Genomic DNA, 24,624 nt, shown 5'->3' on the forward strand with positions numbered 1-24,624 from the left:
GCGTGCTTTCCGCCTTGTCGGACACAAAAATAGTCGCCAGCAGTGGTGGATATGAAAGATCAACAAGCCCTAAAAGTCTACCTGAACCGAGCCATACACAGCACGTCCATCGCCGGGGGAGTGCAAAATAAGATTATTAGTCTCATCAATCCAGACATATTCATAATAACGATTTGCAAGGTTTTTCAATTGCAATTCCAGCCGTACTTTTTGTGTCACTGAATAACTAGCAGAGGCATTCATCAGAAAGAACTGACCAAATTCACGGGTATTGTTGGTACGTTCCAGGTGATAGGAGTCCTGAGCCGAGGTCCAGAAAGATAAGCCCAGTTTTTGCGTAGCCTGATAATCGACACCGGCGTTGAGCAGATAACTCGGTACATGGTCGATTTCCTGACCTTTGCTTTCAGGTGACTCGGCATCGGCTTTAAGAATTTCTGAGCGCTGCAGTGAAGCAGCAAACCAGAAAGCAAGCTGATCGGTAGCTTGTGCGTTTAGTTGAAGATCAATCCCCTGACGCTCAGTTTTTCCGATATTTTCACTACCATTGTGAGGATCATTCAACGCACGGCGCGCTTCATTGCTGGCGGTTTGCTGCCAGATAGCCACCCGACCATCAAGCCATGAAGTGGGGCGGAATTTCAGACCGATCTCATAGCCTTCATTGATGGAGGGATCTAAATCCTGAATGTTGTCCACTTTATAGGTAGCGGTGCCTACACCAACCTGGAAGGTTTTGCCCCAGTTGGCATAAGCAGCGTAATTGTCGGTAAAGGAATAAACAGCGCTAAATTTAGGTTGATGAATCAGACCATAATCATTGATATCAAAACGTTGATCGGTAAGTTCATTGGTATAACTGCCATGTAATGATTCAACACGATAAGCTGGCACCAGTTTTAAATTGTCGGTTGGTTTAATAACTGCCTGGACAAACGCACCATAAATATCCAAATCAAATTGCTGAGCTCGCGTCTGGCTCTGTCGAGTACGTTGATTGGTTAGATAGCGATCACTTTCGTTATCCTGAAACTCGGCACTGACCCCGCCCATCAGAGCAAACTCATTGGCCCAATCGACTTCTGGTCGCCAAGTTAACGTGCTTAATGCACCTACATGATTTTCTTTGGTATAGCGTTCCTGTTGCGGGACGTTCTCCGAGAAACGCACATAACGTCTATCATCAATCTGATTGAGATAGGCTTTGGTTTCCCAATACAGCTCATCATTCAAATCAATATCCATATGGGCGCTAAATTGATTCAACTCGCGATCGCCTTGGTCAAACGCATTATGTTCCGGTGATTGTCTGTCGTCATCGCGTGATTGGGTATAAGTCAGATAGCCCGCTTCTTCGGCATCGGCTTTATGATGACGAGCAATCACACCAAACCGTGCGTTGCCACTTTCAGGGGTGAAAAACCATTTACCGGCAAATGAAGATCTTTGGGTATCACTGTGATCACGATAGCCGGTCGAATCCAGATAACTGGCGGTGTAATTCTGTGAAAACAGCCCATTGTCGAACCCAGCGGCGTATTGCACATTGCGGGTATCAAAGCTGCCATAACTGGCGCGAGCCGTTTGATAATTACCACCAACCCGAGTTATCACATCGGCATTACCAGCGATATTATGCAGGCCATAACGTGGGTCATTAGTACCACGTACTACTTCAATCGCCTCGATATCCAACGGATTGGTCAATTCAAGATACGGCATATTGCCGTCATTGCTGTTACTGGGAATGCCATCAATCAGCAGCTTCACCGCATTAATTTGACCTTCGCCGTTAAAGCCCCGTAATGAAAACTTGCCCGAGACATTGCCTTGATTAAACTGGGTCAGCATGATGCCAGGCATTTGCCCAAATAACTGCCAATTATTGGTCACTACCTGATTTTGAATTTTTTCTGCACCGAGGATATCCACTGATGTCGGTAAATTGCGGGTGGCAATCGGGCCACTTTCGCCACTAACCACGACAGTGCCAAGCGTCAGACTGGCATCATCCAGCAGATTGGGTGATTCGGCATATACGCCATTGGCATAAACTACAGCCAGAGCCATGCTAATGGGTTTAAGTGTTTTGCTTATCGTCATGATATGGGTCACGTCTTATAAATGGGTTGGTTACATTCCCAAAATCATAACGATCTGCTTGCCAATAAAAATGGGTGATATGAACTAATAGTGTGGCAAAACCCGCAAAAGGGGCTTAACAATGCCCCAATTCAGCCAATGATGTAGTTTCAGCATCACCAACAATAATATGATCCAGCACCCGAATATCCACCAGCTCCAAAGCACTGCGTAACCGTTTGGTGATCTGAATATCCGACTGACTCGGTTCAGCCACACCGGAAGGGTGGTTATGAGCAAAAATCACTGCCGCCGCATTGTGCTTCAATGCCTGCTTCACCACCTCACGCGGATACACACTGGCACCATCAATCGTGCCCCGAAATAACGGTTCAAAACTGATTAACCGATGTCGGGTATCGAGAAACAGACAGGCAAATACTTCATGTGGAAAATGTCGTAACTGACGTTGCAGATAGAGTCGGGTAGTGACTGCATCAGTAAACGCATTACCTCGAGTCAGAGTTGATTCAAGATGACGCCGACTCATCTCCAGCACCGCTTGCAACTGCACAAACTTCGCTGTGCCCAAACCATGCTGCTGACAAAAGCTATGATGATCTGCTTCAAATAAAGCTCGTAAACCACCAAAGTCGGAAAGTAGTTTTCGAGCTAAATCGACAGCCGAAATGCCGGTCACACCAGTTCGAAGAAAGATTGCCAAGAGCTCTGCATCCGATAATGCTGCGGCCCCTGATTGAAGCAGTTTTTCACGCGGCCGTTCATCTGCCGGCCAGTCCTTGATTGCCATGATTCGCTCCCTGCGATTTTTGATTACATTTACTTTTAAATTTAACGATGGTGAATCGTAAATACAAAACCAGATTCGTGATTCTGTGAACTGGTGCGGTTAGTTATGGTGATTGGAATAAAGCAAGTATCTGCTCCAAATCACCAATAATTAATCGTGAATGATTCATGATTAATTTTTCCGGTTATAGTTAACCAAATATAAGAAATTAAATTTCAATCACTTAACAAAGGCAGATGAAATTGAAAAATAATTATGATTCATTCACGTTAATAATTATTATGAGGTTGTAGACCTCATTAACAGACTGTTATGAGTAAAAAGGAAAAGAAATGGAAGAGTTAATAATTCAAGTCATAGTAATGGCTATTCTGTTCCTGTATCCCGTATGGAGAATATTTAAACGGGCAGGTCTAAATCCTGCGATAAGTCTTACGGTACTGCTCCCGTATACCGGTATTCTATTAAGCGGAATTATTTTGGCCGTTTCGAAGTGGCAATTCGACGTTGTGACAAAAGGAGGTAAATAATGGGGATCAGTATCTGGCAGCTAATTATCATCCTTGTACTAATCGTCATCCCAGTAGTTATATTCGGGCCAGTGGCAAAGAAAGCAGGTTTTTCTCGTTGGTGGTCTCTGATATTAATTGTGCCTCTAATTAATTTAATCATGGTCTGGGTTTTTGCCTTTATGGAATGGCCTGCGGAGAAAAAAGGATAAGAATTGTTTCCAGCCGACATCGGCGCTAATGCGCCTGAAGCTCAGCTTTATTAGGTGTAGGAGGATTTTGTGCTAAAAATAATTTTTGCATCATTCGCTGGATTTATCGTTGGAGTTACCGTGAGCGTTTTCGCGGCAGATGCCAGCGATGTACAAACGTTCTTTGCTTCAAACAAGGTTGGGAATTCACCAGATTTCGCGTTCGTGAAAGATGGTGTTGCGGGACCAGATCACCTGATAACCATTCACGGGTACGGTAATGACGGCGCCGTGTGTCGGACGCTAGTCGAAGAATACAATAGTGATGAATCTTCTTCGGTAATTCCTGGTGAATATAAGTGCGTTCAGCTCAATGAATAAGCAAACCTAAGAATCAAGCCAAAAATTGCAGGTAATACTCAATCTATTTTCAAGTAGCTTTTGCCAAGGCTGGAGTTTGTTGAAATTGCTGCATAAAAAACACATTAAATCCGATTGCTTTTTGTTCCGTCTGCGGCTTCACTATAAAGCCTAGTTTGCTGGGGGGATGAGTTGGAGTAATACTTGAATGAATATAGGCATTTATATCTACGACAACGCCGAGGTACTGGATTTTTCTGGACCATTTGAAGTGTTCTCAACGGCTTCGCGGCTTTGTAAGAGCGATATTCCTTTCAATGTTTTCCTCGTAAGTGAAACTGGGAATATGGTTTCTGCCAGGGCAGGGTATTCAGTTTTACCGAGCTATGGATTTCAAAATCATCCGGAAATTGACGTTCTAGTCGTTTCAGGCGGGGGTCATACGGATGAAATGAAAAAACATCACGTCATTGATTGGATTTCTAAACAATCACGTAAAGCATCCATGGTTGCTTCGGTTTGTACTGGCGTATTTCTACTGGCACAGGCTGAAATACTTAACGAGCATAAGGTGACAACGCACTGGGAGGATGTTGCTGATCTAAGGAAGTTGTTTCCTCGGTTGAAGGTTGTCGAGAATGTTCGCTGGGTAGATGAGGGGTCAATCATCACGTCAGGCGGTATATCAGCAGGAATCGACATGAGTCTACATTTGGTCAGCAAGTTGCACAGCAATGACCTGGCTGAAAAGACAGCAAGACAGATGGATTTTGTATGGACAAAGAACGCATAAAACCTGCGTCTACGGGGACGGGCTCTATGTTATTTGGGTAGAGTAAAAACTCACAATCATCTGAGACCAAACTTCGGTTATTAATTATTATGAGAAAGCAGGCCTCTTTACCAGACTGTTATGAGCATATTCATGAAAGATCCAATAGCAATAGATAAAGTATTCGTACAGCTCCCAAACGAACCTTTGCGTGAGGTTACCATCCAGGTGGGGCGCCCGTTTAAGGATCCCGAATATCCCGATGAATGGCTATGCCCAGCCTCGCTGGAGCCTCTTCACTCGAACTTACTGCCTGCACGTTCCAACTCGGCTTTTCAATCACTGTGTCTGGCTAACGCCCGGGTACTGAATTTATTACATGAAGTTGTGGAGAAAGGTGGTTCGGTGTGGCTGGAGCCAGGTGCGTCTTTTCCGTTTGAGGCATATGCTTTCGGGGTAGCCGTAAGCTTACCTAATAGTTATAGTCGATGAGGGTTGCTTGGTGATTTAACAATCTAAGGTGCCAGCAAGCTGGATAATTTTAGTCGATTAAAATTTTAATCAGAAATAGGACTAAATAAAAACCGAAACCCGACAAAGTAAGGAAGCATGATGCAAAACAAAATTGCTCTCTATGGTGCTGGCAATGTTGGTGCCACTACGGCTCACTGGTTAGCTCAGAAAGAATTAGGTGATCTCGCATTATTTGATATTTATGAGCAAATTGCCAAGGGCAAAGCACTGGATTTAATGCAGTCCGGACCGGCAGCGGGTTTTGATGCGAAGATTACCGGAAGTAATGATCCTGAAATCATTGCTGATGCCAATATTGTGGTGGTTTCTGCCGGTGTGCCACGGCGTAAAGATCCTGAAACCGGTAAGTATCCGGGGCGCGATGAGTTAATAAAAATCAATCAGGTGGTAATGGAGCAGGCGTCAGAGAATATTAAACGCTATGCGCCGGATAGCATTGTGATTGTTGTCACCAACCCTATTGAAGCGATGTGTCATGTAGTAAAAGAAGTCACAGGCTTTCCCACTGAACGCATTATTGGTCAGGCGGGAGCTCTCGATACCACTCGTTATAAAGCGTTTATTGCGATGGAGTTGGGTGTTAGCGTTAAAGATGTAAATGGTCTGGTAATTGGCGGTCATGGTGATGCGATGGTGCCGTTGCCTACCCATACTACTATTTCCGGTATTCCTATTCTGGATTTGATCAGCGAAAAACGTCTGGAAGAAATTATTCATCGAACAGCGCATGGTGGGGGAGAGATCGTAAATCTGCTGGGTTATAGCAGTTATTACGCAGCTGCAGCTGCTACAGCCCAGACCGTAGAGTCGATATTGAAAGATCAAAAACGGCTTATTCCCAGCGTTGTTTATACCCAAGGTGAATATGGTTACACAGATTTATTTATCGGTCTGCCCGCTATTTTAGGGTGTAAGGGCGTAGAAAAAATCATTGAACTCAATTTGGATTTTGATGAAAAAGCCAAACTCGAATATTCAATGAACTCCGTGAAAGATGTTGTTGCTTTGTTAGGTTATAACTAATTCATAAAAGTGGGGAATACAAGAGAGAGATTCAGAAGTATTAACAGAGCGAAAATCAAATGATCTGCAAACTTGATTAAAAGATGCAGTGTCAAAAATCACTACCAGCTTAAGAATGAATAAATTTTTATCTTTGAATTATCACTCTGATTATAGGTTTTAACCGCCGCCAGCAACGTAAGGGGCTCTATGCCAAAAGATGACGTCACGCCGCATTCAGCACATACATCGTCTGACAATAATCGTGGGCGGCAAGCCAGCAAGCCGCCTGAAATCTCCTGGCGAGGATGGTGGGATATCGGTCGGCGAGTCATCACCAATGTGAATCGCCACGATATTTCATTGCTGGCAGCCGGTGTGGCGTTATTTATGATGTTGTCTATCTTCCCGGCACTGAATGTAGGGGTTTCACTTTTTGGGCTTTTTGCATCTCCAGAAAATATCATTTCTCAAGTGGAGCCGTTTCGGCAGCTGTTACCCGAACAAGCATTCAGTATCTTTACCGATCAGCTTACCGAGCTTACGAATACCGGTGGAGCGGCCTTTAATGTAACGCTGGTCTTATCTCTGTTGGTCTGGCTGTGGGTGGCGCGCAAGGGCGCTATGGCGGTCATTAAGGCTTGCAATATTATTTATAAAGAACAGGAAAAGCGCCCTTTTTGGAGCCTGCTGGTGGTGTCGCTTTTATTTACGGTGGTGGGTATTTTCAGTGTGGTGATGTTAGCGTTGCTCGCCATTTTGGTGCCCATCGTCCTTGGCGTGATCCCCTTGGGCGAAACGTTAGAATCCCTTTTAAGAACATTGCGTTGGCCAATTCTGGCGATGTTATTCATTCTGGTACTTGAGTGCGTTTACCGTTTCGCCCCCAATAGAAAAGATCCGAAGTGGCGTTGGGTCAGTGTTGGTGCGGTCATTGCGACTTTACTTTGGCTTTTGGCTTCTTTCGGTTTCACGGCCTATGTGCAAAATTTTTCTAATTACAATGAAACCTACGGTGCGATTGGCAGTGTGATCGTTCTGATCTTCTGGTTTTATATCAGTGCCTTTGTCGTGCTGTTGGGGGCCGAAATAAACGCAGAGATGGAACATCAAACAGAAGTTGACTCAACGGTCGGGGAAGACAAGCCAATGGGCAAACGCGGTGCATATGTAGCTGACACGGTCGGAGCTGAACCATCAGAAGAGAAGCAGCAATAAACGATATTGATATTTGGAGCCGAGTAAGAACTCACCATCATCTCAGACAGGATTTGAATTATTACTCCGGCCCCAGGTTTTCGTTAGGCCAACCTATCTGTCAATTAATGAAGAAAGGTGAGTTCATATCTTTGCTCGCCTCAGCCACCACATCCCCATCAAACAGTTTGACGCTCAGACTGGTGTTTGCAGTCTTGGCAAAATCGGCCAACATGCCTTCGGCATAGGCTCGGGCGCTCTCAACAGAATCGAATTCGTAGAAACCGCCGACGGAATGGTTGTTGATACCGCTTAACCAGGTTTTGCTTCGCATACCCGGTACGGTATGCATAGCTTGATTGATCTCCGTCCACAGGTCTTTGGTGAAAGGCGCGGATAATTGAAGCTCGGCATAGAGAAAAACGCGGCTTGGTTGGGTCATAGTAGGCTCCTTGTTTAACTATTTTGGGGCAGCGTAATAACTCAAAATCAGCTTAGAATGTATTTTAATTATTACGCCTAACCCACATTTTTCGCTCATTTTTCAGTTCGATCTAATTATCGGGTTTAGTTTCGGCCAGCGATTACACCACCATCCACATCCCAAATGGCACCGGTTACCCAGCTTGCATCACTGCTAAGCAGGAAGTTAATAGTCCTGGCAACATCTTCGGCAGTACCGATCCTTCCAATCGGATGAAAGCTATCGAATGTCGCAAGCGTTTTATCGATTTCACTCGGTTCAATGAAGGATTCGTAAATGGGAGTCTTCACAACCGCTGGTGAAACGGCATTGACACGGATATTCTTATCGGCCAGTTCCATCGCCATATGCTGCGTTAACGCATGTAAACCGGCTTTAGCCATGGAATATGCCGATGACGGTGTGGCTTTGATGGCTTGTTTTGCCCACATTGAACCAACATGCACAATAGAACCTCCACCATTTACGGCCATGTTTTTGGCGACAGCTTGAGAGATGAAGAATGTCGCACGGTTCAAGTCCATGTAAGCGTCGTAATCCTTGCCCTCATGTTCTAGGAAGGATGTTGGTTTGAACTTGCCCGCCGCATTTACAAAATATTGAATATGTCGGTCATGATTTGCCACAAAATCAATAACGCGTTGTACGTCGCTGGCTTCATACAGGTTTGCCTGAAGGGTTTGAATGTGTCCCAGTCCAAAGAGATCATTCTTGGCCGCTTCCAATTTCGAGGATGAGCTGCCAATAATTAGCGTATGAGTGCCGCGTTTGAGCAACTGCTTTGCCGTCGCTAAACCCATTCCGCTGGAACCGCCTACGATCAAAGCCAAAGGGCTGGTCATGTTTTCCATCTGATTACCTCCACAGGTAAATATTAAGGTGTGGACATAGGTTATGAAATTCGTAGACTATTGAAAATTAGGCACAAATTGGTGCGGTAGGTACTTTTTGGTACATCTTGATGAAAGCAAAGGGAAAAATATTTTTGAGGAAATCAGCCCCCGAGAAAAGTGCCCGTATGGTTGAGACCATTTACGGTTGCAAGTGGTCTCTGACGGTTTATCAACTTCTGGCAAATGGCATCAACCGGCCTGGTGCAATGGTTCGTAACGTTGAAGGCTTAACCACCAAAGTGCTCAATGAATGCCTGAGAAAGAATGCGGAATTTGGTATTTTGGAGCGTGTAAACTACAACGAGACGCCACCACGGGTTGAATATAAAGTCACTGAGTTCGGCACCAAATTTCTACGTATTCTTGATGAGCTTGAAAAACTCCAAAGCGAAATTGAATGTGACATATAACAAGGCAATGCAAGTGAACGGAAGCTAATTAAAGCGTGCAAAGCCAAAAAGATAATGGAGTAAAAGCATACAGCCGCAATTTATCCTGTTCTGCCCGAATAATTTCTGGCGATAAAGGAAGGTAATGCAATGGTGCTGCTAATGATTGGCCTTCATTCAGCGTCCATTTTATAAAATCTCTTATTTCAGTGCCGATGCTGGGTTTTTGATACTTTTTCCGTATTAATGCCCAGGTATATGCGACGATTGGTAGGCCATTTCTCCGCTTTTTCTTTTCCAGATTTGCGACCTTTAAGCCAAGGCGCTGAGTAAAGTTGAATTCAACTTAGCCGAAACTATTGATGGTAATTGCCAGGCGTTGGGTCAGTTAGACTTTCTACTTGAGGCTTTCGCGTTCGGGGTAGCCGTAAGCTTATCTGAAAGATACAGCCGATGAGAACGTTTATCTCGATGAATTTAAGGTACAGCAGATTTGAATTTGCAAAGAGTTCAGGACTTATTTTTCTTATCTTCTTTTAATGCTTGTTGAACCGTGGTGACCGGAAAAAATAAACGCAGCGGTTTTTCCTTAATCTGTTCCCATAGGCTGCTTAGCAAGACTGGAAAACGACTTATTTGTGTGCCGCGGGAACGTAATGCGACCATCAAGGCGAGTGAAAAGCTGACCCAGAGATTAACAAAACCTATCAATAATACGTAAAACAAATGGATTAAAAATTCCATTAAGTTCATCTGGGTGCTCAAAGCGCTGTAGCCTAAATTGGCAGATGAAAAAGCCACATGACGTATATCCAGTGGCAAGTCCAGCAAATAGCCTATATAGCCCGTCGTCCCCAGCAATACCCCAAAAAAGAAATTACCAGCTAGCGAGCCGTAATTTTCGTGCATATACTTTGCGAATTTATCCCGGCGTTCTTCTTTTAACCATTGTAATAATCGATGTTGCTGAAGGCGCATTTCTAACTCGAGATAATCCGCTCGATTATCAAAATATCCGGCAATAATCCCTGAGCAAAACAACCACACACCTGCAATTGCAGCATAAAACAGGGCGAGACCCTCGAAGGGGGCAATTGCATGCAGCTGGTAGCTGACAGTCGAGGCATCTAGTAAAGGACTATCGGTGAACATAAAGAAACTGAATGCAATCACTGCCGCCAGCAAAATGGCTGTTGAAAGATTGCCCCAAACGGCTGCCCACTGAGACCGATTAACATCAATTAATAAGCTGGCTAATTTGCGATGAGCAGCACGTCCGTTTTCACCTTGTTCTACTTCACTGGCAAAACTGGCTGCTGTCATTGCAGGTTGTTTGGTGGCAATGGTGAAATGTAAAAGATGGATAAGGACAAACCCTAGACCATAGTTCAGGCTGGTGAGTACTGTTTCTTTTAATGGACTGAAGCCCATGTTCACGATACTGATTTTTAACAAAGCCATTAATGCAATAATAAAACCCGCACCGGCCGCTGATCGGAAAAGCGCATAAAAGGAGCTTTTACCACGGCTGATGTAATGTTCGCCATGATCACTTTTGTTCTCAGTAATACTGCGGGAGAGCATGGCAAGACTGTTGCGCATCAAGGCGTAGAGGCTGTTCTTGTCAATGGCTGAAACAATCAATGATTGCCAGAGCGCCAGACTTTTACGTTCTACTTCTATTGTTTCTGTGGTGGTTAAAATGGACATAATTTGTTCAATACGCCCTAGCGTCTGTTCAAGACGTTCTAGCAAATGTGCCACCGAGACTGAGGATCCTGCTGCCCCGGCGCCTTTGCGTCTCAAGCGTGAGACCTGTTCGCGACATTGATCCAGCATTACCCAAATATGTTCGGGATCATAGGCCGGAAGTTCAGGTTCCTGAATACGGTCGAACTCCGTTTGTGTAAACAGGCGCAGTTCACGTTGCAGACCAATAAAGGCAGAGTCAATATCGATCAGTCGCCGATCCATTCGAATCAATTCAGGTTCAAGTTCTTCGGCTGCAACCCAGATACCCAGCATTTCAACTGCATAAAGACATTGTTGGCGGAAATGTTTGACGGCGGTATTCAATGTCTCAGGTGTCGTGTGATCAACAAGGATTTGATACAGACGCAGCCATTGATCGTTGGTAATAGTGTTTAGCCATTTTTTATCTGATTGTCGGTGAAACAGGAGTGTTAACACCCCTCTTGAGCTTTCGCGATCAATGGGGGGCGGATTAACTTTGTCATAAAGACGGGTCATGAACTCATTAAATACACCACGCCGGGCAAAAATTCCTAAACTCACCAAAGCCGGATACAGGTTTAATTCAATTAGCCAGCTATGAAACTGCTGACCAAATTCTGCTCTCAGTTCTGGATTCGCTTCGATCATCTCCATAATGTCATCCAGTCGCTTTGATGCGTTTTCTGGATCGGTCTCTCTTAGCTGTTCGATGATGTCGATCAAAGCATCTAACAGTGGAGCCTCTTGTTTTAGGTCATGCATGAGACGCTCAGCGTTGAAATTGCTTGCCATTAAAATCGTTACTCGTTGAAAGAGGGGATTAAGTCATTACAGCTTAACAAAACCAGCATGATTTAACTGTTCTGTTCATATGAAGAAAAATTCATATCGGGAGATAAGAGAGGGGACAAAGTGTTATTGGTCGAGCTGGCATAAGCCAGCGCTAATATGCTGGATGAAAGCTCCAAAGAGCCAGAGAAAATTGATATTTGCTTCTGACTCTTTGGTTCACTGGATAGTATACAGCCCCAACTTTTCCTGTTCTGCCTGAATAATCTCTTTCGATAAAGGAAGGTAATGCAATGGAGCTGCTAATGATTGGCCTTCATTCAGCGTCCATTTTATAAAATCTCTTACTTCACTGCCGATGCCAGGGGTTTCATATTTTTTCCGTATTAATGCCCAGGTATATGCGACGATTGGGTAGGCCGATTCTCCCTCAGGATCAGCAATGGATGAAACGACTTGCTCTGCTTCTGAATAAAATTCATCGACAAGTCCTATGTCGCCCGTCTCGTTATTGGGCAGAACAAATTTTCCGCTTTTGTTTTCCAGACTTGCGACTTTTAAGCCAAGGCGCTGAGCAAAGCCGAATTCAACGTAGCCGATGCTATTATTGGTAATTGCCAGGCGTTGGGAGACTCCTTCGTTACCTTTTGCTTCCATTGTTTTTCCGGGCCAGTCCAGTTTTTTTGTTGCTCCAAATGTTGTTTTCCAGGCTGGGCTAACCGTCGACAGATGATTGGTAAACGCAAAGGTTGTACCACTGCTATCGGAGCGTGCAATGACCTGTATAGCACTGTCAGGTAAATTGATATCAGGGTTTACTTCAAGTATTCGTGGATCATTCCAGCGGGTGATTTCACCAAGAAAGATATCTGTATACACATCTCTTGGAAGTTTGAGTGTGTCAGTCAGACCCTCTACGTTATAAGCAATACTGATCATGCCGGAGGTGACGACGATTTCTTCAAAATTCTCATTTAAGCGAGCTGCTTCCTTTTCATTAATTGGCGCATCGGTTGTCCCGATATCTGCATCACCCGTTATAAACTGCTCAATACCTGCACCACTGCCTATCGAATGGTAGCTAAACTTTGTGCCCTGCTCATAGGTCTGCAACACTTTTTCAAAGAATGGGGAGGCGAAGGTCGAGCCTGCAATGATTATTTCAGAACGGTTGTCATTAATCTCTGATATTTCAGCGGGATCATTGTTGGAGTCACAGGCGGTAAGGCTTAATGACACTAGCGTAACTGCAAAATAGATAATGGATGTAATCAAACGATTCATTGTATTTCCCTTTAACATCAATAGGTTCATGCTGTTTATCTGGTTCAGCTAACGTTTAGCATGTACTGGGAAGATACATATGTATTATTACATATATATGTAAATCCATATATTTTAGAGCGCTGATATATCCTGATGCGCTCAAATACATAGCAAATCCACGATTTGCTTATCGTTATGAGTCAGAAAGATGTATTGAGGTACGAGGGTGTTTGGGAAATGCCTAAGCTAATTGCCTATTGAAAATTCATCAAATAACTGCACTTCAGATGTAGGATCAGCGGTATCGAAAACATAGCTTTTTACCGTTGCTGTTCCAGTATCCAGAATCGAAAACGTGGTCAGTTGATTACTTGAGACAAAGGGTAAATCCGTAAAGGTTTTGTCCAGCAGATGCATCGGACTGAAAAGGCTGGGTTGGATCATCTGTCGTCCATGAGGATCGCCATTGGCAGCGTAATTCGCCGGATCCCAACGTGAGTTTTCTGAATTCAACTCTATCCAGAAGTTGGCTTTGCTGTTGCGATTGTTTTGTTGATATGTGCCGGTTGGATCATTGTAATAAGCCCCTAGTGTATTCCCGACATTGGAGGTTTCCAGATAATGCATATTGCCGACTTTTGTGCGGTTCCATAGATGTGAGTGACCGATTTGCACCAGATCAACCTGGTGTTTAAGCAATAATGGTTCAATATCTCTAAGCCAAATATCGTCTTTAAGTAGATATTGATAACGTATTTCACGGATGTTGGGCAGCTTAGGCAATACGGTGTTTTGCCAATCTTGCGGGCTGATGGGAAAAGTTAGCTCGGTCAGTATTTCGATATTGTTTTCATCTGTTTCTACCAGTTGCATCAGTGGATTTGCCAGCACCGGTACAACATTATCGCCCAGTCCAAATACCCCTTGATGAGCGAGTACCACTTTGTATTTTGCCTCTTTAAATGCATCAGAATGCAACACACTTTCAAGCCATTGGTATTGCTCTGACTGGGTATCAAAACGCTCGAACATAAATTCGCCAAAGCCCCATGCATCAGGAGTTTGCAACTCGGAAAAGGCTTCTACAAACTTGCTGCGATGCTGACCGCTTACATTCCATGATCGCCAGATCCGTGAAACATTCATCGAAATCAGAAAAACGTCCCCAAACGCCATGGCGTAATATTCTTTACCACCGGGACTGTCGTCCGGAAAGGTAAAAACATCCAGATAAGTTTGCTGATTATGCGAATTATCCTGAATCCATTGTGCTTTGCGTTGAGGATCATTGTCGGGATTGATTTGCTCTTTAAGCTGCTCATAAGCGATTTCGGCATACCAGCGCGGTTGAGGATCATTAAAGCTATTGTTCATTCGGTGATCAGATTGCTGAGGGAGAAAACGCCCCATCACTTCATGATTACCGATAGCAGCAAATAGTGGGACATGTTGCAAAATTTCACCGCCGTTGTAGACCGCGTCGGGTTTGAGTTGTTGATAGCGTCCCTGCAGCGTCGGGAAAAAGGGTGGTGCACCGTCTTCGAGTTGATCAAACCATTCCGATGCACGATCGGGGATATTGACCAGATCACCGGCAAAGAAAACCGCATCGGGCAGACCGATGGTTTCCACCACTTTCTGATAGTTGGCCGGAGAGTTGGTTTTTGATTGTAGATCCGAGGTAAGTAGAATTTTCAGTGGCGTATTTTTTTCTGGCAACGTCGTTAGGCTATAGCTGTCACTGAGAAGAACCTGTCCCTCATCGGTTATGCTTTTCACCTGATAATTCAGCCGCACACCGGCCCTGAGTGACGATGCTGTCGCTTCATGGCGGTAGACCTTTCTCAGTGTAAGAGTTTGATAATCCCTACCGGGTTGGGATGAATCTGCATCCTCAAACATGCTGGTCATCTTGGTGGTTGTGGCATCAGCAATCAGTCCATCACCATAGTGCAGTTGATGGCTTTGCCCGGCAAAGTTGGTAAACCAGACCACATTGACTGAATCTGCCGTGGGCAGTTGAAGAAAGGGATCGCTCAGAAAATCGCTATTTTCTTCGATGCTTTCCGGTACTTTTTTGACCACTGCTACTCCTGACGCATGAAATCCTGATAAAAAAACGAAACCCGTGATGATAAGACACAATTGAAATAACTTTGTCGTCAACATCCTGCGCGCTCTCAGATAGAGTGTAAGTGAATTTTTCTATCGAGTATCGTTAAAGCTCGTTACCAAAGGATGATCAGGAGTTGATTTGGCTAAAATTTTTTTGTAATGACTCTTTCAACCATTGAAATAACGAATGTGATTTTTGAACAGCACTACAGTCATCAAGTATTCTTTCTCAACAAAACAGGCGTCATGAGCGACGCAGTTCAGATGGATTTGATATAGATAGATAGGCCAAGCTAAAGGGAGCGTTGCTAAATGAAATTGTTTATTGCTGACAAACCTACTCAACGTCGGCATTTGGGATTATGGCTGCTGACATTGTTGATTGTTGTGTTGGTTGGTATGGGCTTTTATCACGTCTACAAACCGCTACCTCCCGGGTTGGATATTTTTGCCTCCGAGCGCTCTGCTACCGATGTGCAGTTTTTGGCGGACAGAACGTTTACCAGCACGGATGGTGAACGCCATACCGATCAACAGATATTCGATGCCATTTTTGAGATGATTGCCGGTGCCCGTCGATTTGTGCTGGTGGATATGTTTTTATTCAACGATTTTCAGGGCCAGCTGTCGGAGACACACCGCCCTCTCTCTGACGAACTGACAGATGCTCTGATTGCCCAGAAAAGGCGCTACCCGACGCTTGATATACAGGTTATTTCCGATCCACTGAATACTCTTTATGGTGGACGCCCTTCGCCACATTTTGCTCAACTTGAAGCGGCAGGTATTTCTGTCACATTGACCGATTTGACTCGCTTAAGGGATAGCAACCCGGCATATTCTGCCTTCTGGCGTCTGTTTATTCAGCCTTTTGGCAATGATGAAGGGGAACTGTTACCCAATCCTTTTGGGGAGGGACGGGTTTCGCTGCGGAGTTACCTTGCCATGCTCAACTTCAAAGCCAATCATCGCAAACTGATCATTGCCGATGATGGGACGCAACTTTCAGCATTGATTACTTCTGCCAATCCTCATGATGGTAGTAGTGCTCACGGTAATGTGGCGTTGCGCTTTAATGGGGCCGCAGCCTGGGATTTGTTTGACAGCGAAGCAGCGGTACTGGAATTTTCGGATGCCTCCGTTCCAATACCTGAAGTAGCACAGATATCAGAGGCAAGCAGTAACGGTCTTACCGTTCAGGTGGTCACCGAACGCTCTGTTGAGCGAGCCTCAATCGATATGATTGATGGAGCCGGGCCTGGTGATAAATTGGATATGGCGATGTTCTATCTTTCTGACCGAGACATAGTAAACGCACTCAAGCGGGCGGCAGAGCGCGGCGTGAGCATGAGGATTTTGCTGGATCCCAATAAAGATGCATTTGGTCGGAAGAAAAATGGTGTACCTAATCGTCCTGTGGCCCATGAACTAGTAGAAGCGGGCATTACCGTGCGCTGGTGCAATACGCATGGCGAGCAATGTCACGCAAAGTGGCTGATGCATCGAGGGGGTGATGACCAAAATGCAATGATGCTTGGCTCAACCAATTTAACCCGTCGCAATCTGCATAACCTAAATCTTGAAACCAGTGTGGTTCTGCGTGGATCTGCTGGGGCTGAACCTTTGCAGCGTGGCCAGGATTGGTTTGAAGAGCGCTGGAATAACAGGAATCAGCGAAATTACAGCGTAGGTTATACCCAGTATGCCGATGAACGAATCTGGCCGCGTATGCTTTATCGCATTATGGAAGCCACCGGTATCAGCACTTTTTAAGTTCCTCTCTGCAAAAGCAAACTAAATCGGCTTTTTTTAAATGGACTTACATTTTCAAACACCAATCAAAGTGAGTAAATCAGACTAGGCTTTCTCTTGACGCCTTATCTTTCAGCACTCCGCGGGCTTTCGGAAAGAGTGTAGAGCAATTTTTCTAAGGGATATTGGTAAAGCGTATTGCCAAAAAAATTAAAGAAGAATTTTGATCAGCTGTAAGTTGAAAACGCAGGCAAATTTACATCCTTAAAAAAACCACCGCTAAACCGGAGGATAATGATAGTAACATCGGTATCAGTACACGTGTGCCCAATCCAACGGTTCCGATGCCAAGAGCCAGACTTGCTTTGAAAAGATTGTTAACCATAGCGGCGATAATAATTGCTAACACTGCAGTAGCCGCCATTAAATCCTCACGTGCCATGCGGGTCAGGGATAAGGTAATAGCATCCACATCTGTCAGTCCGGAAATAGCAGCCAGTAGAAAGACTCCTGCATCACCCATCACATTTTTCAACCATTCGCCGAGCAATAAAATCACTACCAGTAATAAACCAAAAAGCAGAGCAGAGCGTAGTTCCAGTGGATTCTGCCCTTGAGGCTGACTTACGTTAACTGAGCCGGAGTGTTGCCACCATATCAGTGCAGCTGAGCCATAAAGAAGGCCTCCCATTACGATGACAGGTATCAGCAACTCTTTCAGCAACGGTGGATAAATCAGTGCAGCATAAAGCAGAATGCGTGGGAACATAGTGCCGCATGCAATGAGGATTCCTGCGGCCAGGAGCGGGCTTAGCTGACGTGAGTTTGACTGTCTTGAAAGGCGTGAAAAATGTAAAGTTAGCGCAGTTGATGAGCTGAGACCTGCAAACAGGCTGGTAAACATGATACCGCGTGTCGAACCACCGAAACGCATAGCAAAATAACCGATGAAACCAATTGCAGCGATGAGCACCACCATCCACCAGATTTCTCTAGGATTGAGTACATCGCCCGGCCCAAACCCTTCGTTTGGCAATAACGGCAGCACCACCACGGAAATCAGCAGAAGTTTCAGTCCTGCGTCCAGTTCATTGGCTTCCAATGTTTTCAGAAAACGATGAATAGATTCTTTGTTATCTAGAATCGTTGCAGTCACAACTGCAGCGGCAGCTGCGATCACAGGTTGTCCGGCAACTACCAGCGCACCAAAGCAAAATGTCAGTACCTGACCCACCCAACTGGTAATACTGAAATCTTGCTGCTGCCGGTTTTGCATCAAAAACCCGGCAAGTCCGGCCAATGCAACCATAACCAACAATATTGCAGGTACCCAGTTACCCAATTCGCGGCCGAGTTGAACTGACAGGCCACCAAGCAAACCAAGGAGCGCGTGCGTGCGAATTCCTGCAACGCGTTGTCCTGCTGCTTTATCACGGGCGAGCCAACCACGTTGTAATCCGATTAAGGCACCCAGAGCTAGAGCAATACCGAGAGCAAAAAGGTCCTGGCTGACTGCGCCGAGAAAATCACTCAGTTGGTACATTAAAATAATTCCTGATTAATGACTGACAAGCATTATAAGCATCAGCTGGTACTCTTTAGTAAGCATTGTAATAATAATTAACAGTAATTAAAGACCAACGAATCCAAATAAAATCATGGGAATGCAATGCTTAAATTAAGATCCGTAAAATTGATTTACCGACGATAACTTGTCAGTATAAATCCACAACTTACTTTGTTTCGCTTATTAAGCTAAAGCCTGAGCAACCAAAAGGAGATGTTATGGATATCGACTTTACCGGTGAATATTTGGTTAATGATCAAGATGTGACGTTTTATGCCATAGTCAATAATCAGACGGTGGCATGTATTGTTTCTACAGCGGCCCTTGATGAGTTGGCTGACCCGGATGATGAGATGGATGCTGAAACCGTGTTTCTGGAGCATCAATATAAATTTGAAGAGATTGCTGAGGGATTGATCCTCAACCATAAAGTAGTTGATGGCGAACTACATATTGATCGGGGTGAGTTGTAATTATTCTGTTTAACGTTCACTGGCTCCGGGATTATTCGTTTTGAAAAAATCTGCCAATTGCCAAGAAGATGATGCGTTTGCATTGCTGAATGAGGTTCATGGTTGTCGGATTTGTGCTGAGAAGTTGCCGGTTGAGCCACGACCCGTTTTGCAATTTCATCCTGCTGCACGAATTCTGATTGCCGGGCAGGCCCCAGGCCGAAAAGTACATGAAAGCGGAATTCCGTTTGATGATGCCAGCGGTGATAGATTGCGAGCCTGGCTTGGCATATCTCGCGATGTTTTCTATGACGAACAGCAGGTTGCTATTCTGCCCATGGGATTTTGCTATCCGGGGACAGGTAAGTCAGGTGATTTACCACCCCGACCGGAATGTGCTCCGACGTGGCGTGACGACTTGCTGTCCAAATTGGAAAATATTCAATTGACCTTGGTGGTTGGCCAATATGCTCAGGCTTATCATTTTGCTGATAATAAAGCCTCACTCACCGAAAAAGTCTTAGCATGGCATGAACTATGGCCACACGTTGTGCCTTTGCCACATCCAAGTCCGCGCAATAATCGCTGGTTGAAAAACAATCCATGGTTTGAACAAACGTTATTACCGGATTTACGTCATCGGGTGGCCGAAGTTTTATCCTACTCGCAAGAGGCTACATAAGCTGGTCGTGGGGGAAATGCAAAACGACATAATTGAATGTTATATATAGTCGAGAATCGACGATTTTATATATGAATTTGCAGATTTCTGCATGCTCCGGTTCTATTTAAGAGGTAAAGATGATGAAATCGCTACCAGACAATGTTGTTGCATATAAACGCACGCCGGAATTTGATGAGAGCTCTATCCCCACCGGTTTACTGAACAATCACCAAACCAAGGAGGGCGTATGGGGAAAGATTGTGGTTGTAAGTGGAAAATTGCTTTATACCATTCAGGATCCATTCGAAGAAATCCTGTTGGATTCAGATAAATATGGTGTGGTGGAGCCCGCTGTTTTGCATCAGGTAAAACCGATTGGGCATGTCGATTTTTTTGTCGAGTTTTACCAGTAATGAGTATTACAAGTCCCTTTAACCAAAATTATTGTCGGCAAGATCGCATAACAGCGGATAATTGGTTGGTACTAGGGTTTATTAATTGGAGACAACAAAATGAAAATACTGGCATTAGTGGTAAGTCTGTCAGCTGCATTAGTCCTCACCGGCTGTGCGGTGAAAACTTCCGGTGTTAAAAAAGTTGGCCCTGATACCTATACGGTTTCAGCTGACCATCTGAATGCCTCCACGGCAAAAGCTTCTGTTCTTGAACAAGCTGGTGAGTATTGCGTCAGTCAGGGAAAAGAGCTACTGGTCACTAAAACCCTGAAACGGCAAAAGGTGAAATATTTTTATGATGTAACTTTCCTGTGTCTGGATGAAGGTGACCCACGGTTGGTAAGTCCGGAATACGAAACTACGGTTGAGCCGAGATAATCACGGCTATTCGTCATTAACAAATCCGGCAGATCGAATCGTTCTGTCGGGTTTGGTATGAAAGAGGTTAGATAGCAATCAGCCTCATTTTGCTCTATGGTTAACACAATGAAGTGATGTATTTGCCTCCGCATTTCTTGCGTCCATTTTCCCTCGCTTGATATACCCTGTTTTGCTTAAGCGTCGTTGATAAACCGCAAAAACTTTTCCGATACTTTAGCGCTGAATGTACTGACCGTGACGTGGTTATTTACAGCTCAATAAACTTTTAATGGAGAACTAGAATGATCGTAACGTTTAGCACCAAGGCTTATGCCGATATCACCATGTTTGGTGATGTGGCCAAAGATATGTTGAAGATTATGGGGCATAGCGGCACCATTCCAGGCGCCTTTCAGCCGCAGGACTTACCATCGGCTTTATCAAAACTGCAAACAGCGGTTGATTCCAGTAAAGCAGCTGAGCAGGATCCTCAAGATGGTGAATTTAAACCGGGCCTGTCACAAAGAGCATTACCGTTAATTAATCTGTTAAACGCAGCAATTGATGCCAATGCCGATGTTATGTGGGAAGGTAAATAAAACTATTCACAATTTTCTGGATTAACGCACCTTAACCTGTCAGAACGGACGAAACGAATAAGATCAATAGGCCCTGATATTTTGTGCGGTATGATTAACCTTTATTCGATATAACGATTGGCTTTAAATCAGCCAGCAGACGGGGAGTCATATCGTGGAACCGGCTTATTTTATTTATGCTTTTGCAGGTGGATTGCTGGCGATGATTTTACGCCTGCCACCACTGGCAGGATTTCTTACCGCCGGTTTTTTACTCAACTATTCGGGTTATGAGCTAACACCAACGCTTGAGGCCATCGCCAGTCTTGGTGTGACCTTATTATTGTTTACCATTGGACTTAAGCTCAATATTCGCACCTTATTGCAATCTGAAGTATGGGGAGTGGCAAGCTTACATATCACCCTCTCAAGTCTGTTATTTGTAGGAATCCTCGGCTTACTCAAGTTCGGTGGTATTTTGCTGATGCAATCTACCGACTGGACAGCGATAGTGATTCTGGCCTTTGCCTTGTCATTTTCCAGTACGGTGTTTGCCGTTAAAGTCCTCGAAGAGCGCAGTGAAACCCAATCGTTTTATGGCCGCGTAGCGATTGGTATTCTGATCATGCAGGATATTTTTGCAGTGATTTTTCTCTCTGCCACTACGGGCACGATGCCGTCAGTTTGGGCTTTAGGTCTGTTTTTACTGATTCCGGCTGCCCCTTTTTTAAGACAATTACTGGATCGCCTTGGACATGGCGAAATGCAGGTATTGTTCGGCTTTGTGCTGGCACTGGTGGTAGGTTATAAGCTGTTTGAAATGGTGGGCTTAAAAGGTGATTTGGGTGCATTGATTATGGGTGTTTTGCTGGCACCGCATAAAACATCAGCCAATCTGGCGCGTTCTTTATTCAATATTAAAGAGTTGTTTCTGGTCGGCTTTTTTCTATCGATTGGTCTGACCGCTTTACCCAGTTGGGAGCATGTTGGGCTGGCGTTGCTGTTATTAGTGCTGTTGCCGTTGAAAACCTTGTTGTTTGTGCTCATGTTCCCACGGTTCAGGTTGCGTATCCGTACCTCGGTGTTAACCTCACTCACCCTGACCAATTATTCGGAATTTGGTCTGATTGTGGCTGCATTGGCGATGTCTGAGGGCTGGCTCAGCAATGATTGGATGGTGATACTTTCTTTATCTGTTGCCACGAGCTTTGTAGTGTCAGCCATTTTGAACAACTACAACGAGCGGATATATCAGCTAAGCAAGTGCCGATTAACAGAGGTGCCGACAGACCAGTTACATTTGCATGATAAACCAATTGAATTGAATTCAACTCAGGTAGTTATTTTGGGAATGGGTAAGATCGGTCGTGGGGCGTATCAGCGTTTGCAGCAAAAATACGGCTTAAAAGTACTCGGTGTTGATAATGATCAAAATAAAATCAGTCGTTTAAATGAGCGATTCAGGATCGTGGAAGGCGATGCTGTTGACTCCGACTTTTGGAATAAATTGCTGATGAGCGATCAGATACAACTGGTGGTACTGGCCATGCCGCATCATGCCGGTAATGTGTATGCGCTTAAACAACTGAGAGGACGTGACTTTAAAGGCCATGTTGCAGCCATTGTGGAATATCCCGATGAAGTTGAGCGTCTGAAGAATCTCGGTGCTGATGAAGTATTTGAAGTCTATGAAGGCGCAGGTTTATCGCTGGCGGATCAGGCAATGCAGAGGATTGAGATTAAAGACTAATTTGGACTTGTGGGCTGCTTAAAAGCAGCCCTGCCATTTTAAAGATTTTTCTCTATTTCCAATTTGACCGTTTGGCTTGCTGGAGTTTTTCATAGCCTGCCAATAACGCATTATGTCGTTCAAACCCTTCCAGGCTGAGGCCGGGGCAATGCAGATTGTGGAATAGTTTTTCACCTTCGACGATTTGAATGCCATCATCGACATTTTGCTGACCATACATTAATGCCAGGCCTTTGGTGTATTCAGCGTAATCACGTTCATCATCCCATTTGATTTCCAGCAGTGCTTTCAGACAACGGTAAAATAAAATATTCTGCTCGCTGCCCTGATCCAAAGCCAGACACCAGTCAATCCAGTCAATTGCTTCTTCATCTTCCAATGCCAGATAGAGCATGGCTTTGAGTTCGCCAAGACGAATATCTGCCCATAAAGTGCCGGGATCTGCGGCCAGCCCGATAAACGGTGCGACGGGAGTTTGATCGTTATAACCGCCTTCATCCAGGCGATCCAGAATATCCTGCCATTGTTCCGGGTCACCATCTTTCAGAGTCAGGAAATCCTCGCGGAATAACGCGCCTTCGTTATTGTTTTCCCACACCAGTTCATCAACGGGATAAATATCCGACATGCCCGGCACCAGAATCCGGCAGGCGTAAACATCAAGGTGACTGTAATCGGCAATGTAGATATCAAATCCAAGTTGATGGATTTTATCGGTCAGGAATTTGAATTCATCAGCGGTGGCATCATCATAATCCCAGTCGAAGAAATCATAGTCCGGTGTTTCACGGAAAAAGTCGTTAGAGATATAACCGCTGGAATCGATAAAGTGCATTTCCAGATTGGCGGGGGAAGCGACTTCATCGAGATCAAATGTTGGTGGGTGGAAAACATCCAGCTGATCCAGACCGCGTCCCTGTAATAGCTCTGTGACAGTCCGTTCCAGCGCCACTTCAAAACTTGGATGTGCCCCAAACGAGGCAAATACTGACCCGTCTTTAGGATTAATCAGTGTGACGGACATTACCGGAAATTGACCGTCCAGAGAGGCATCGGCCACTTTTAAGTGATAGCCATGATCACGCAGTTCCTGTAATGCCTGTTGGATTTTTGGATAACGGTTTAATACTTCATCCGGTACTTCGGGCAGACAGATACCTTCAGCAATAATTTTGTTTTTCACATAGCGTTCAAAGACTTCGGATAAGCCTTGAACACGGGCTTCATTCTGGGTATTACCGGCCGACATACCATTGCTGACGTAAATATTGCCGATAAGGTTGACTGGAATATAACGAACTTCGCCATCACCAAGGCGCTGATAAGGCACTGCACAGATACCGCGTTCGCCATCGCCGGAATTGGTGTCAAACAACATATCTGGCGTCAGTTCATTTTCCGGATCAAAATATTTCCACAGGCTTTCATCCATCAAGCCCTCAGGCATTTCATCACCATCCATATCAAACCAGCGTTCGTTGGGATAATGCACAAATTCACTATTGCTATGATGTTCGCCCAGATAGAAGTCGGCAAAGAAATAATTGCAGCTGAGCCGTTCGAAATATTCACCCAACGCACTGGCAAGGCAGGATTTTTCGCTGCTGCCTTTGCCATTGGTAAACATCAAAGGACAGGTTTTATCACGGATATGGACTGAATAAACATTGCTGACCGGGTTAAGCCAGGATGCTTCTTCGATATCAAAACCAAACGACTTTAGTTTGGCCTGCATGGTGGCGATACTGGTTTCCAGATCGCTGTCTTTGCCTTTGATAAATGTTTGCTCAGTCATGGTGGATTCTCACTTGGATAAAAAAGCCCCCAATAACGGGGGCTCTTTCAATTAGCCGATTTAGAATCACATCTTAACAGTTCGACACATTTAGATTCTGACTAGTTGTCTGGAGGTCAAACG

23 protein-coding genes are annotated in these 24,624 nt (G+C 44.7%); 14 read left to right on the forward strand and 9 right to left on the reverse strand.

Going from position 1 to position 24,624, the window contains the following annotated elements:
• Window positions 1-69 precede the first annotated feature (69 nt).
• Both B3S93_RS14280 and radC read right to left on the reverse strand, forming a co-directional pair.
• On the reverse strand, window positions 70-2,103 hold the full coding sequence (locus B3S93_RS14280; protein ID WP_292402815.1) for a TonB-dependent receptor: 2,034 nt from the start codon (window positions 2,101-2,103) through the stop codon (window positions 70-72).
• A 115-nt stretch (window positions 2,104-2,218) separates the two neighbouring features.
• Window positions 2,219-2,893 carry a RadC family protein gene (radC, locus tag B3S93_RS14285; RefSeq protein ID WP_292358316.1) on the reverse strand — a complete coding sequence of 225 codons (675 nt, stop codon included), beginning with the start codon at window positions 2,891-2,893 and terminating at the stop codon, window positions 2,219-2,221.
• A gap of 529 nt (window positions 2,894-3,422) precedes the next feature.
• Between radC and B3S93_RS14290 the strand changes: the two genes are divergently transcribed.
• From B3S93_RS14290 to B3S93_RS14315, 6 genes are all read left to right on the forward strand, one after another.
• The gene (locus B3S93_RS14290; RefSeq protein WP_292402818.1) at window positions 3,423-3,614 is read left to right on the forward strand and encodes a hypothetical protein; all 192 of its coding nucleotides are present in this window, start codon (window positions 3,423-3,425) and stop codon (window positions 3,612-3,614) included.
• 69 nt (window positions 3,615-3,683) lie between these two features.
• Complete coding sequence (locus B3S93_RS14295) at window positions 3,684-3,974, forward strand: hypothetical protein (protein WP_292402820.1); 291 nt, start codon at window positions 3,684-3,686, stop codon at window positions 3,972-3,974.
• Window positions 3,975-4,161: 187 nt separating this feature from the next.
• Window positions 4,162-4,746 (forward strand): DJ-1/PfpI family protein, encoded by a 585-nt coding sequence (locus tag B3S93_RS14300; RefSeq protein WP_292402823.1) that lies wholly within the window; start codon window positions 4,162-4,164, stop codon window positions 4,744-4,746.
• Window positions 4,747-4,878: 132 nt separating this feature from the next.
• Window positions 4,879-5,217, forward strand: coding sequence for a hypothetical protein (locus B3S93_RS14305; protein WP_292402826.1), 339 nt, complete (start codon window positions 4,879-4,881; stop codon window positions 5,215-5,217).
• A gap of 117 nt (window positions 5,218-5,334) precedes the next feature.
• Window positions 5,335-6,282 (forward strand): malate dehydrogenase, encoded by a 948-nt coding sequence (mdh, locus tag B3S93_RS14310; protein WP_292749166.1) that lies wholly within the window; start codon window positions 5,335-5,337, stop codon window positions 6,280-6,282.
• Between the two features lie 189 nt (window positions 6,283-6,471).
• Window positions 6,472-7,479, forward strand: a complete 1,008-nt coding sequence (locus B3S93_RS14315) for a YihY/virulence factor BrkB family protein (RefSeq protein ID WP_292402832.1) — start codon at window positions 6,472-6,474, stop codon at window positions 7,477-7,479.
• 100 nt (window positions 7,480-7,579) lie between these two features.
• Here B3S93_RS14315 and B3S93_RS14320 read toward each other — a convergent pair whose 3' ends face one another.
• Together B3S93_RS14320 and B3S93_RS14325 are read right to left on the reverse strand one after the other, a co-directional pair.
• The gene (locus B3S93_RS14320; RefSeq protein WP_292402835.1) at window positions 7,580-7,900 is read right to left on the reverse strand and encodes a YdhR family protein; all 321 of its coding nucleotides are present in this window, start codon (window positions 7,898-7,900) and stop codon (window positions 7,580-7,582) included.
• A gap of 125 nt (window positions 7,901-8,025) precedes the next feature.
• Complete coding sequence (locus B3S93_RS14325; protein ID WP_292749168.1) at window positions 8,026-8,784, reverse strand: SDR family NAD(P)-dependent oxidoreductase; 759 nt, start codon at window positions 8,782-8,784, stop codon at window positions 8,026-8,028.
• A 143-nt stretch (window positions 8,785-8,927) separates the two neighbouring features.
• Between B3S93_RS14325 and B3S93_RS14330 the strand changes: the two genes are divergently transcribed.
• On the forward strand, window positions 8,928-9,245 hold the full coding sequence (locus B3S93_RS14330; protein WP_292402839.1) for a winged helix-turn-helix transcriptional regulator: 318 nt from the start codon (window positions 8,928-8,930) through the stop codon (window positions 9,243-9,245).
• Between the two features lie 489 nt (window positions 9,246-9,734).
• Here the strand turns inward: B3S93_RS14330 and B3S93_RS14335 are convergent, their stop codons facing one another.
• From B3S93_RS14335 to B3S93_RS14345, 3 genes are all read right to left on the reverse strand, one after another.
• Window positions 9,735-11,720: a site-specific recombinase gene (locus tag B3S93_RS14335; protein WP_292402842.1), complete on the reverse strand. Its 1,986-nt coding sequence runs from the start codon at window positions 11,718-11,720 to the stop codon at window positions 9,735-9,737.
• A 246-nt stretch (window positions 11,721-11,966) separates the two neighbouring features.
• On the reverse strand, window positions 11,967-13,031 hold the full coding sequence (pstS, locus tag B3S93_RS14340; RefSeq protein ID WP_292402845.1) for a phosphate ABC transporter substrate-binding protein PstS: 1,065 nt from the start codon (window positions 13,029-13,031) through the stop codon (window positions 11,967-11,969).
• Between the two features lie 228 nt (window positions 13,032-13,259).
• Complete coding sequence (locus B3S93_RS14345) at window positions 13,260-15,098, reverse strand: purple acid phosphatase family protein (RefSeq protein ID WP_292402849.1); 1,839 nt, start codon at window positions 15,096-15,098, stop codon at window positions 13,260-13,262.
• A gap of 342 nt (window positions 15,099-15,440) precedes the next feature.
• On the opposite strand from B3S93_RS14345, the gene B3S93_RS14350 reads away from it, so the two are divergent.
• Window positions 15,441-16,901: a phospholipase D-like domain-containing protein gene (locus B3S93_RS14350; protein WP_292402852.1), complete on the forward strand. Its 1,461-nt coding sequence runs from the start codon at window positions 15,441-15,443 to the stop codon at window positions 16,899-16,901.
• Window positions 16,902-17,136: 235 nt separating this feature from the next.
• On the opposite strand, the gene B3S93_RS14355 is transcribed toward B3S93_RS14350, so the two are convergent.
• Window positions 17,137-18,423 (reverse strand): MgtC/SapB family protein, encoded by a 1,287-nt coding sequence (locus B3S93_RS14355; RefSeq protein WP_292358287.1) that lies wholly within the window; start codon window positions 18,421-18,423, stop codon window positions 17,137-17,139.
• A gap of 242 nt (window positions 18,424-18,665) precedes the next feature.
• Between B3S93_RS14355 and B3S93_RS14360 the strand changes: the two genes are divergently transcribed.
• The 6 genes from B3S93_RS14360 to B3S93_RS14385 all read left to right on the forward strand — a co-directional run bounded on the left by B3S93_RS14360 (window position 18,666) and on the right by B3S93_RS14385 (window position 22,706).
• On the forward strand, window positions 18,666-18,920 hold the full coding sequence (locus B3S93_RS14360; protein ID WP_292358285.1) for a DUF1488 family protein: 255 nt from the start codon (window positions 18,666-18,668) through the stop codon (window positions 18,918-18,920).
• Window positions 18,921-18,960: 40 nt separating this feature from the next.
• Complete coding sequence (locus tag B3S93_RS14365; RefSeq protein WP_292402855.1) at window positions 18,961-19,581, forward strand: uracil-DNA glycosylase family protein; 621 nt, start codon at window positions 18,961-18,963, stop codon at window positions 19,579-19,581.
• 119 nt (window positions 19,582-19,700) lie between these two features.
• Window positions 19,701-19,976: a DUF1971 domain-containing protein gene (locus B3S93_RS14370; RefSeq protein WP_292402858.1), complete on the forward strand. Its 276-nt coding sequence runs from the start codon at window positions 19,701-19,703 to the stop codon at window positions 19,974-19,976.
• A 99-nt stretch (window positions 19,977-20,075) separates the two neighbouring features.
• Window positions 20,076-20,396: a hypothetical protein gene (locus tag B3S93_RS14375; RefSeq protein WP_292358280.1), complete on the forward strand. Its 321-nt coding sequence runs from the start codon at window positions 20,076-20,078 to the stop codon at window positions 20,394-20,396.
• Window positions 20,397-20,680: 284 nt separating this feature from the next.
• Window positions 20,681-20,977: a DUF1840 domain-containing protein gene (locus B3S93_RS14380; protein ID WP_292358278.1), complete on the forward strand. Its 297-nt coding sequence runs from the start codon at window positions 20,681-20,683 to the stop codon at window positions 20,975-20,977.
• A 154-nt stretch (window positions 20,978-21,131) separates the two neighbouring features.
• Entirely contained in the window at window positions 21,132-22,706 is a 1,575-nt protein-coding gene (locus B3S93_RS14385) for a cation:proton antiporter family protein (RefSeq protein ID WP_292402860.1), read from the forward strand.
• 52 nt (window positions 22,707-22,758) lie between these two features.
• Here the strand turns inward: B3S93_RS14385 and ycaO are convergent, their stop codons facing one another.
• Window positions 22,759-24,501: a 30S ribosomal protein S12 methylthiotransferase accessory factor YcaO gene (gene ycaO / locus B3S93_RS14390; RefSeq protein WP_292402863.1), complete on the reverse strand. Its 1,743-nt coding sequence runs from the start codon at window positions 24,499-24,501 to the stop codon at window positions 22,759-22,761.
• Window positions 24,502-24,624: the final 123 nt, after the last annotated feature.

It is taken from the genome of Methylophaga sp. UBA3613 (assembly GCF_002375415.1).
GTDB lineage: Bacteria > Pseudomonadota > Gammaproteobacteria > Nitrosococcales > Methylophagaceae > Methylophaga.

Excerpts from the sequence above, each read along its gene's own strand:
- B3S93_RS14350 (WP_292402852.1), top strand. The coding sequence starts at position 15,441 with ATGAAATTGTTTATTGCTGACAAACCTACTCAACGTCGGCATTTGGGA.
- B3S93_RS14360 (WP_292358285.1), top strand. The coding sequence starts at position 18,666 with ATGGATATCGACTTTACCGGTGAATATTTGGTTAATGATCAAGATGTG.
- ycaO (WP_292402863.1), bottom strand. The coding sequence starts at position 24,501 with ATGACTGAGCAAACATTTATCAAAGGCAAAGACAGCGATCTGGAAACC.
- B3S93_RS14315 (WP_292402832.1), top strand. The coding sequence starts at position 6,472 with ATGCCAAAAGATGACGTCACGCCGCATTCAGCACATACATCGTCTGAC.
- B3S93_RS14335 (WP_292402842.1), bottom strand. The coding sequence starts at position 11,720 with ATGCATGACCTAAAACAAGAGGCTCCACTGTTAGATGCTTTGATCGAC.
- B3S93_RS14305 (WP_292402826.1), top strand. The coding sequence starts at position 4,879 with ATGAAAGATCCAATAGCAATAGATAAAGTATTCGTACAGCTCCCAAAC.
- B3S93_RS14325 (WP_292749168.1), bottom strand. The coding sequence starts at position 8,784 with ATGACCAGCCCTTTGGCTTTGATCGTAGGCGGTTCCAGCGGAATGGGT.
- radC (WP_292358316.1), bottom strand. The coding sequence starts at position 2,893 with ATGGCAATCAAGGACTGGCCGGCAGATGAACGGCCGCGTGAAAAACTG.
- mdh (WP_292749166.1), top strand. The coding sequence starts at position 5,335 with ATGATGCAAAACAAAATTGCTCTCTATGGTGCTGGCAATGTTGGTGCC.
- B3S93_RS14355 (WP_292358287.1), bottom strand. The coding sequence starts at position 18,423 with ATGTACCAACTGAGTGATTTTCTCGGCGCAGTCAGCCAGGACCTTTTT.
- B3S93_RS14300 (WP_292402823.1), top strand. The coding sequence starts at position 4,162 with ATGAATATAGGCATTTATATCTACGACAACGCCGAGGTACTGGATTTT.
- B3S93_RS14370 (WP_292402858.1), top strand. The coding sequence starts at position 19,701 with ATGATGAAATCGCTACCAGACAATGTTGTTGCATATAAACGCACGCCG.
- B3S93_RS14280 (WP_292402815.1), bottom strand. The coding sequence starts at position 2,103 with ATGACGATAAGCAAAACACTTAAACCCATTAGCATGGCTCTGGCTGTA.
- pstS (WP_292402845.1), bottom strand. The coding sequence starts at position 13,031 with ATGAATCGTTTGATTACATCCATTATCTATTTTGCAGTTACGCTAGTG.
- B3S93_RS14320 (WP_292402835.1), bottom strand. The coding sequence starts at position 7,900 with ATGACCCAACCAAGCCGCGTTTTTCTCTATGCCGAGCTTCAATTATCC.
- B3S93_RS14380 (WP_292358278.1), top strand. The coding sequence starts at position 20,681 with ATGATCGTAACGTTTAGCACCAAGGCTTATGCCGATATCACCATGTTT.
- B3S93_RS14290 (WP_292402818.1), top strand. The coding sequence starts at position 3,423 with ATGGGGATCAGTATCTGGCAGCTAATTATCATCCTTGTACTAATCGTC.
- B3S93_RS14375 (WP_292358280.1), top strand. The coding sequence starts at position 20,076 with ATGAAAATACTGGCATTAGTGGTAAGTCTGTCAGCTGCATTAGTCCTC.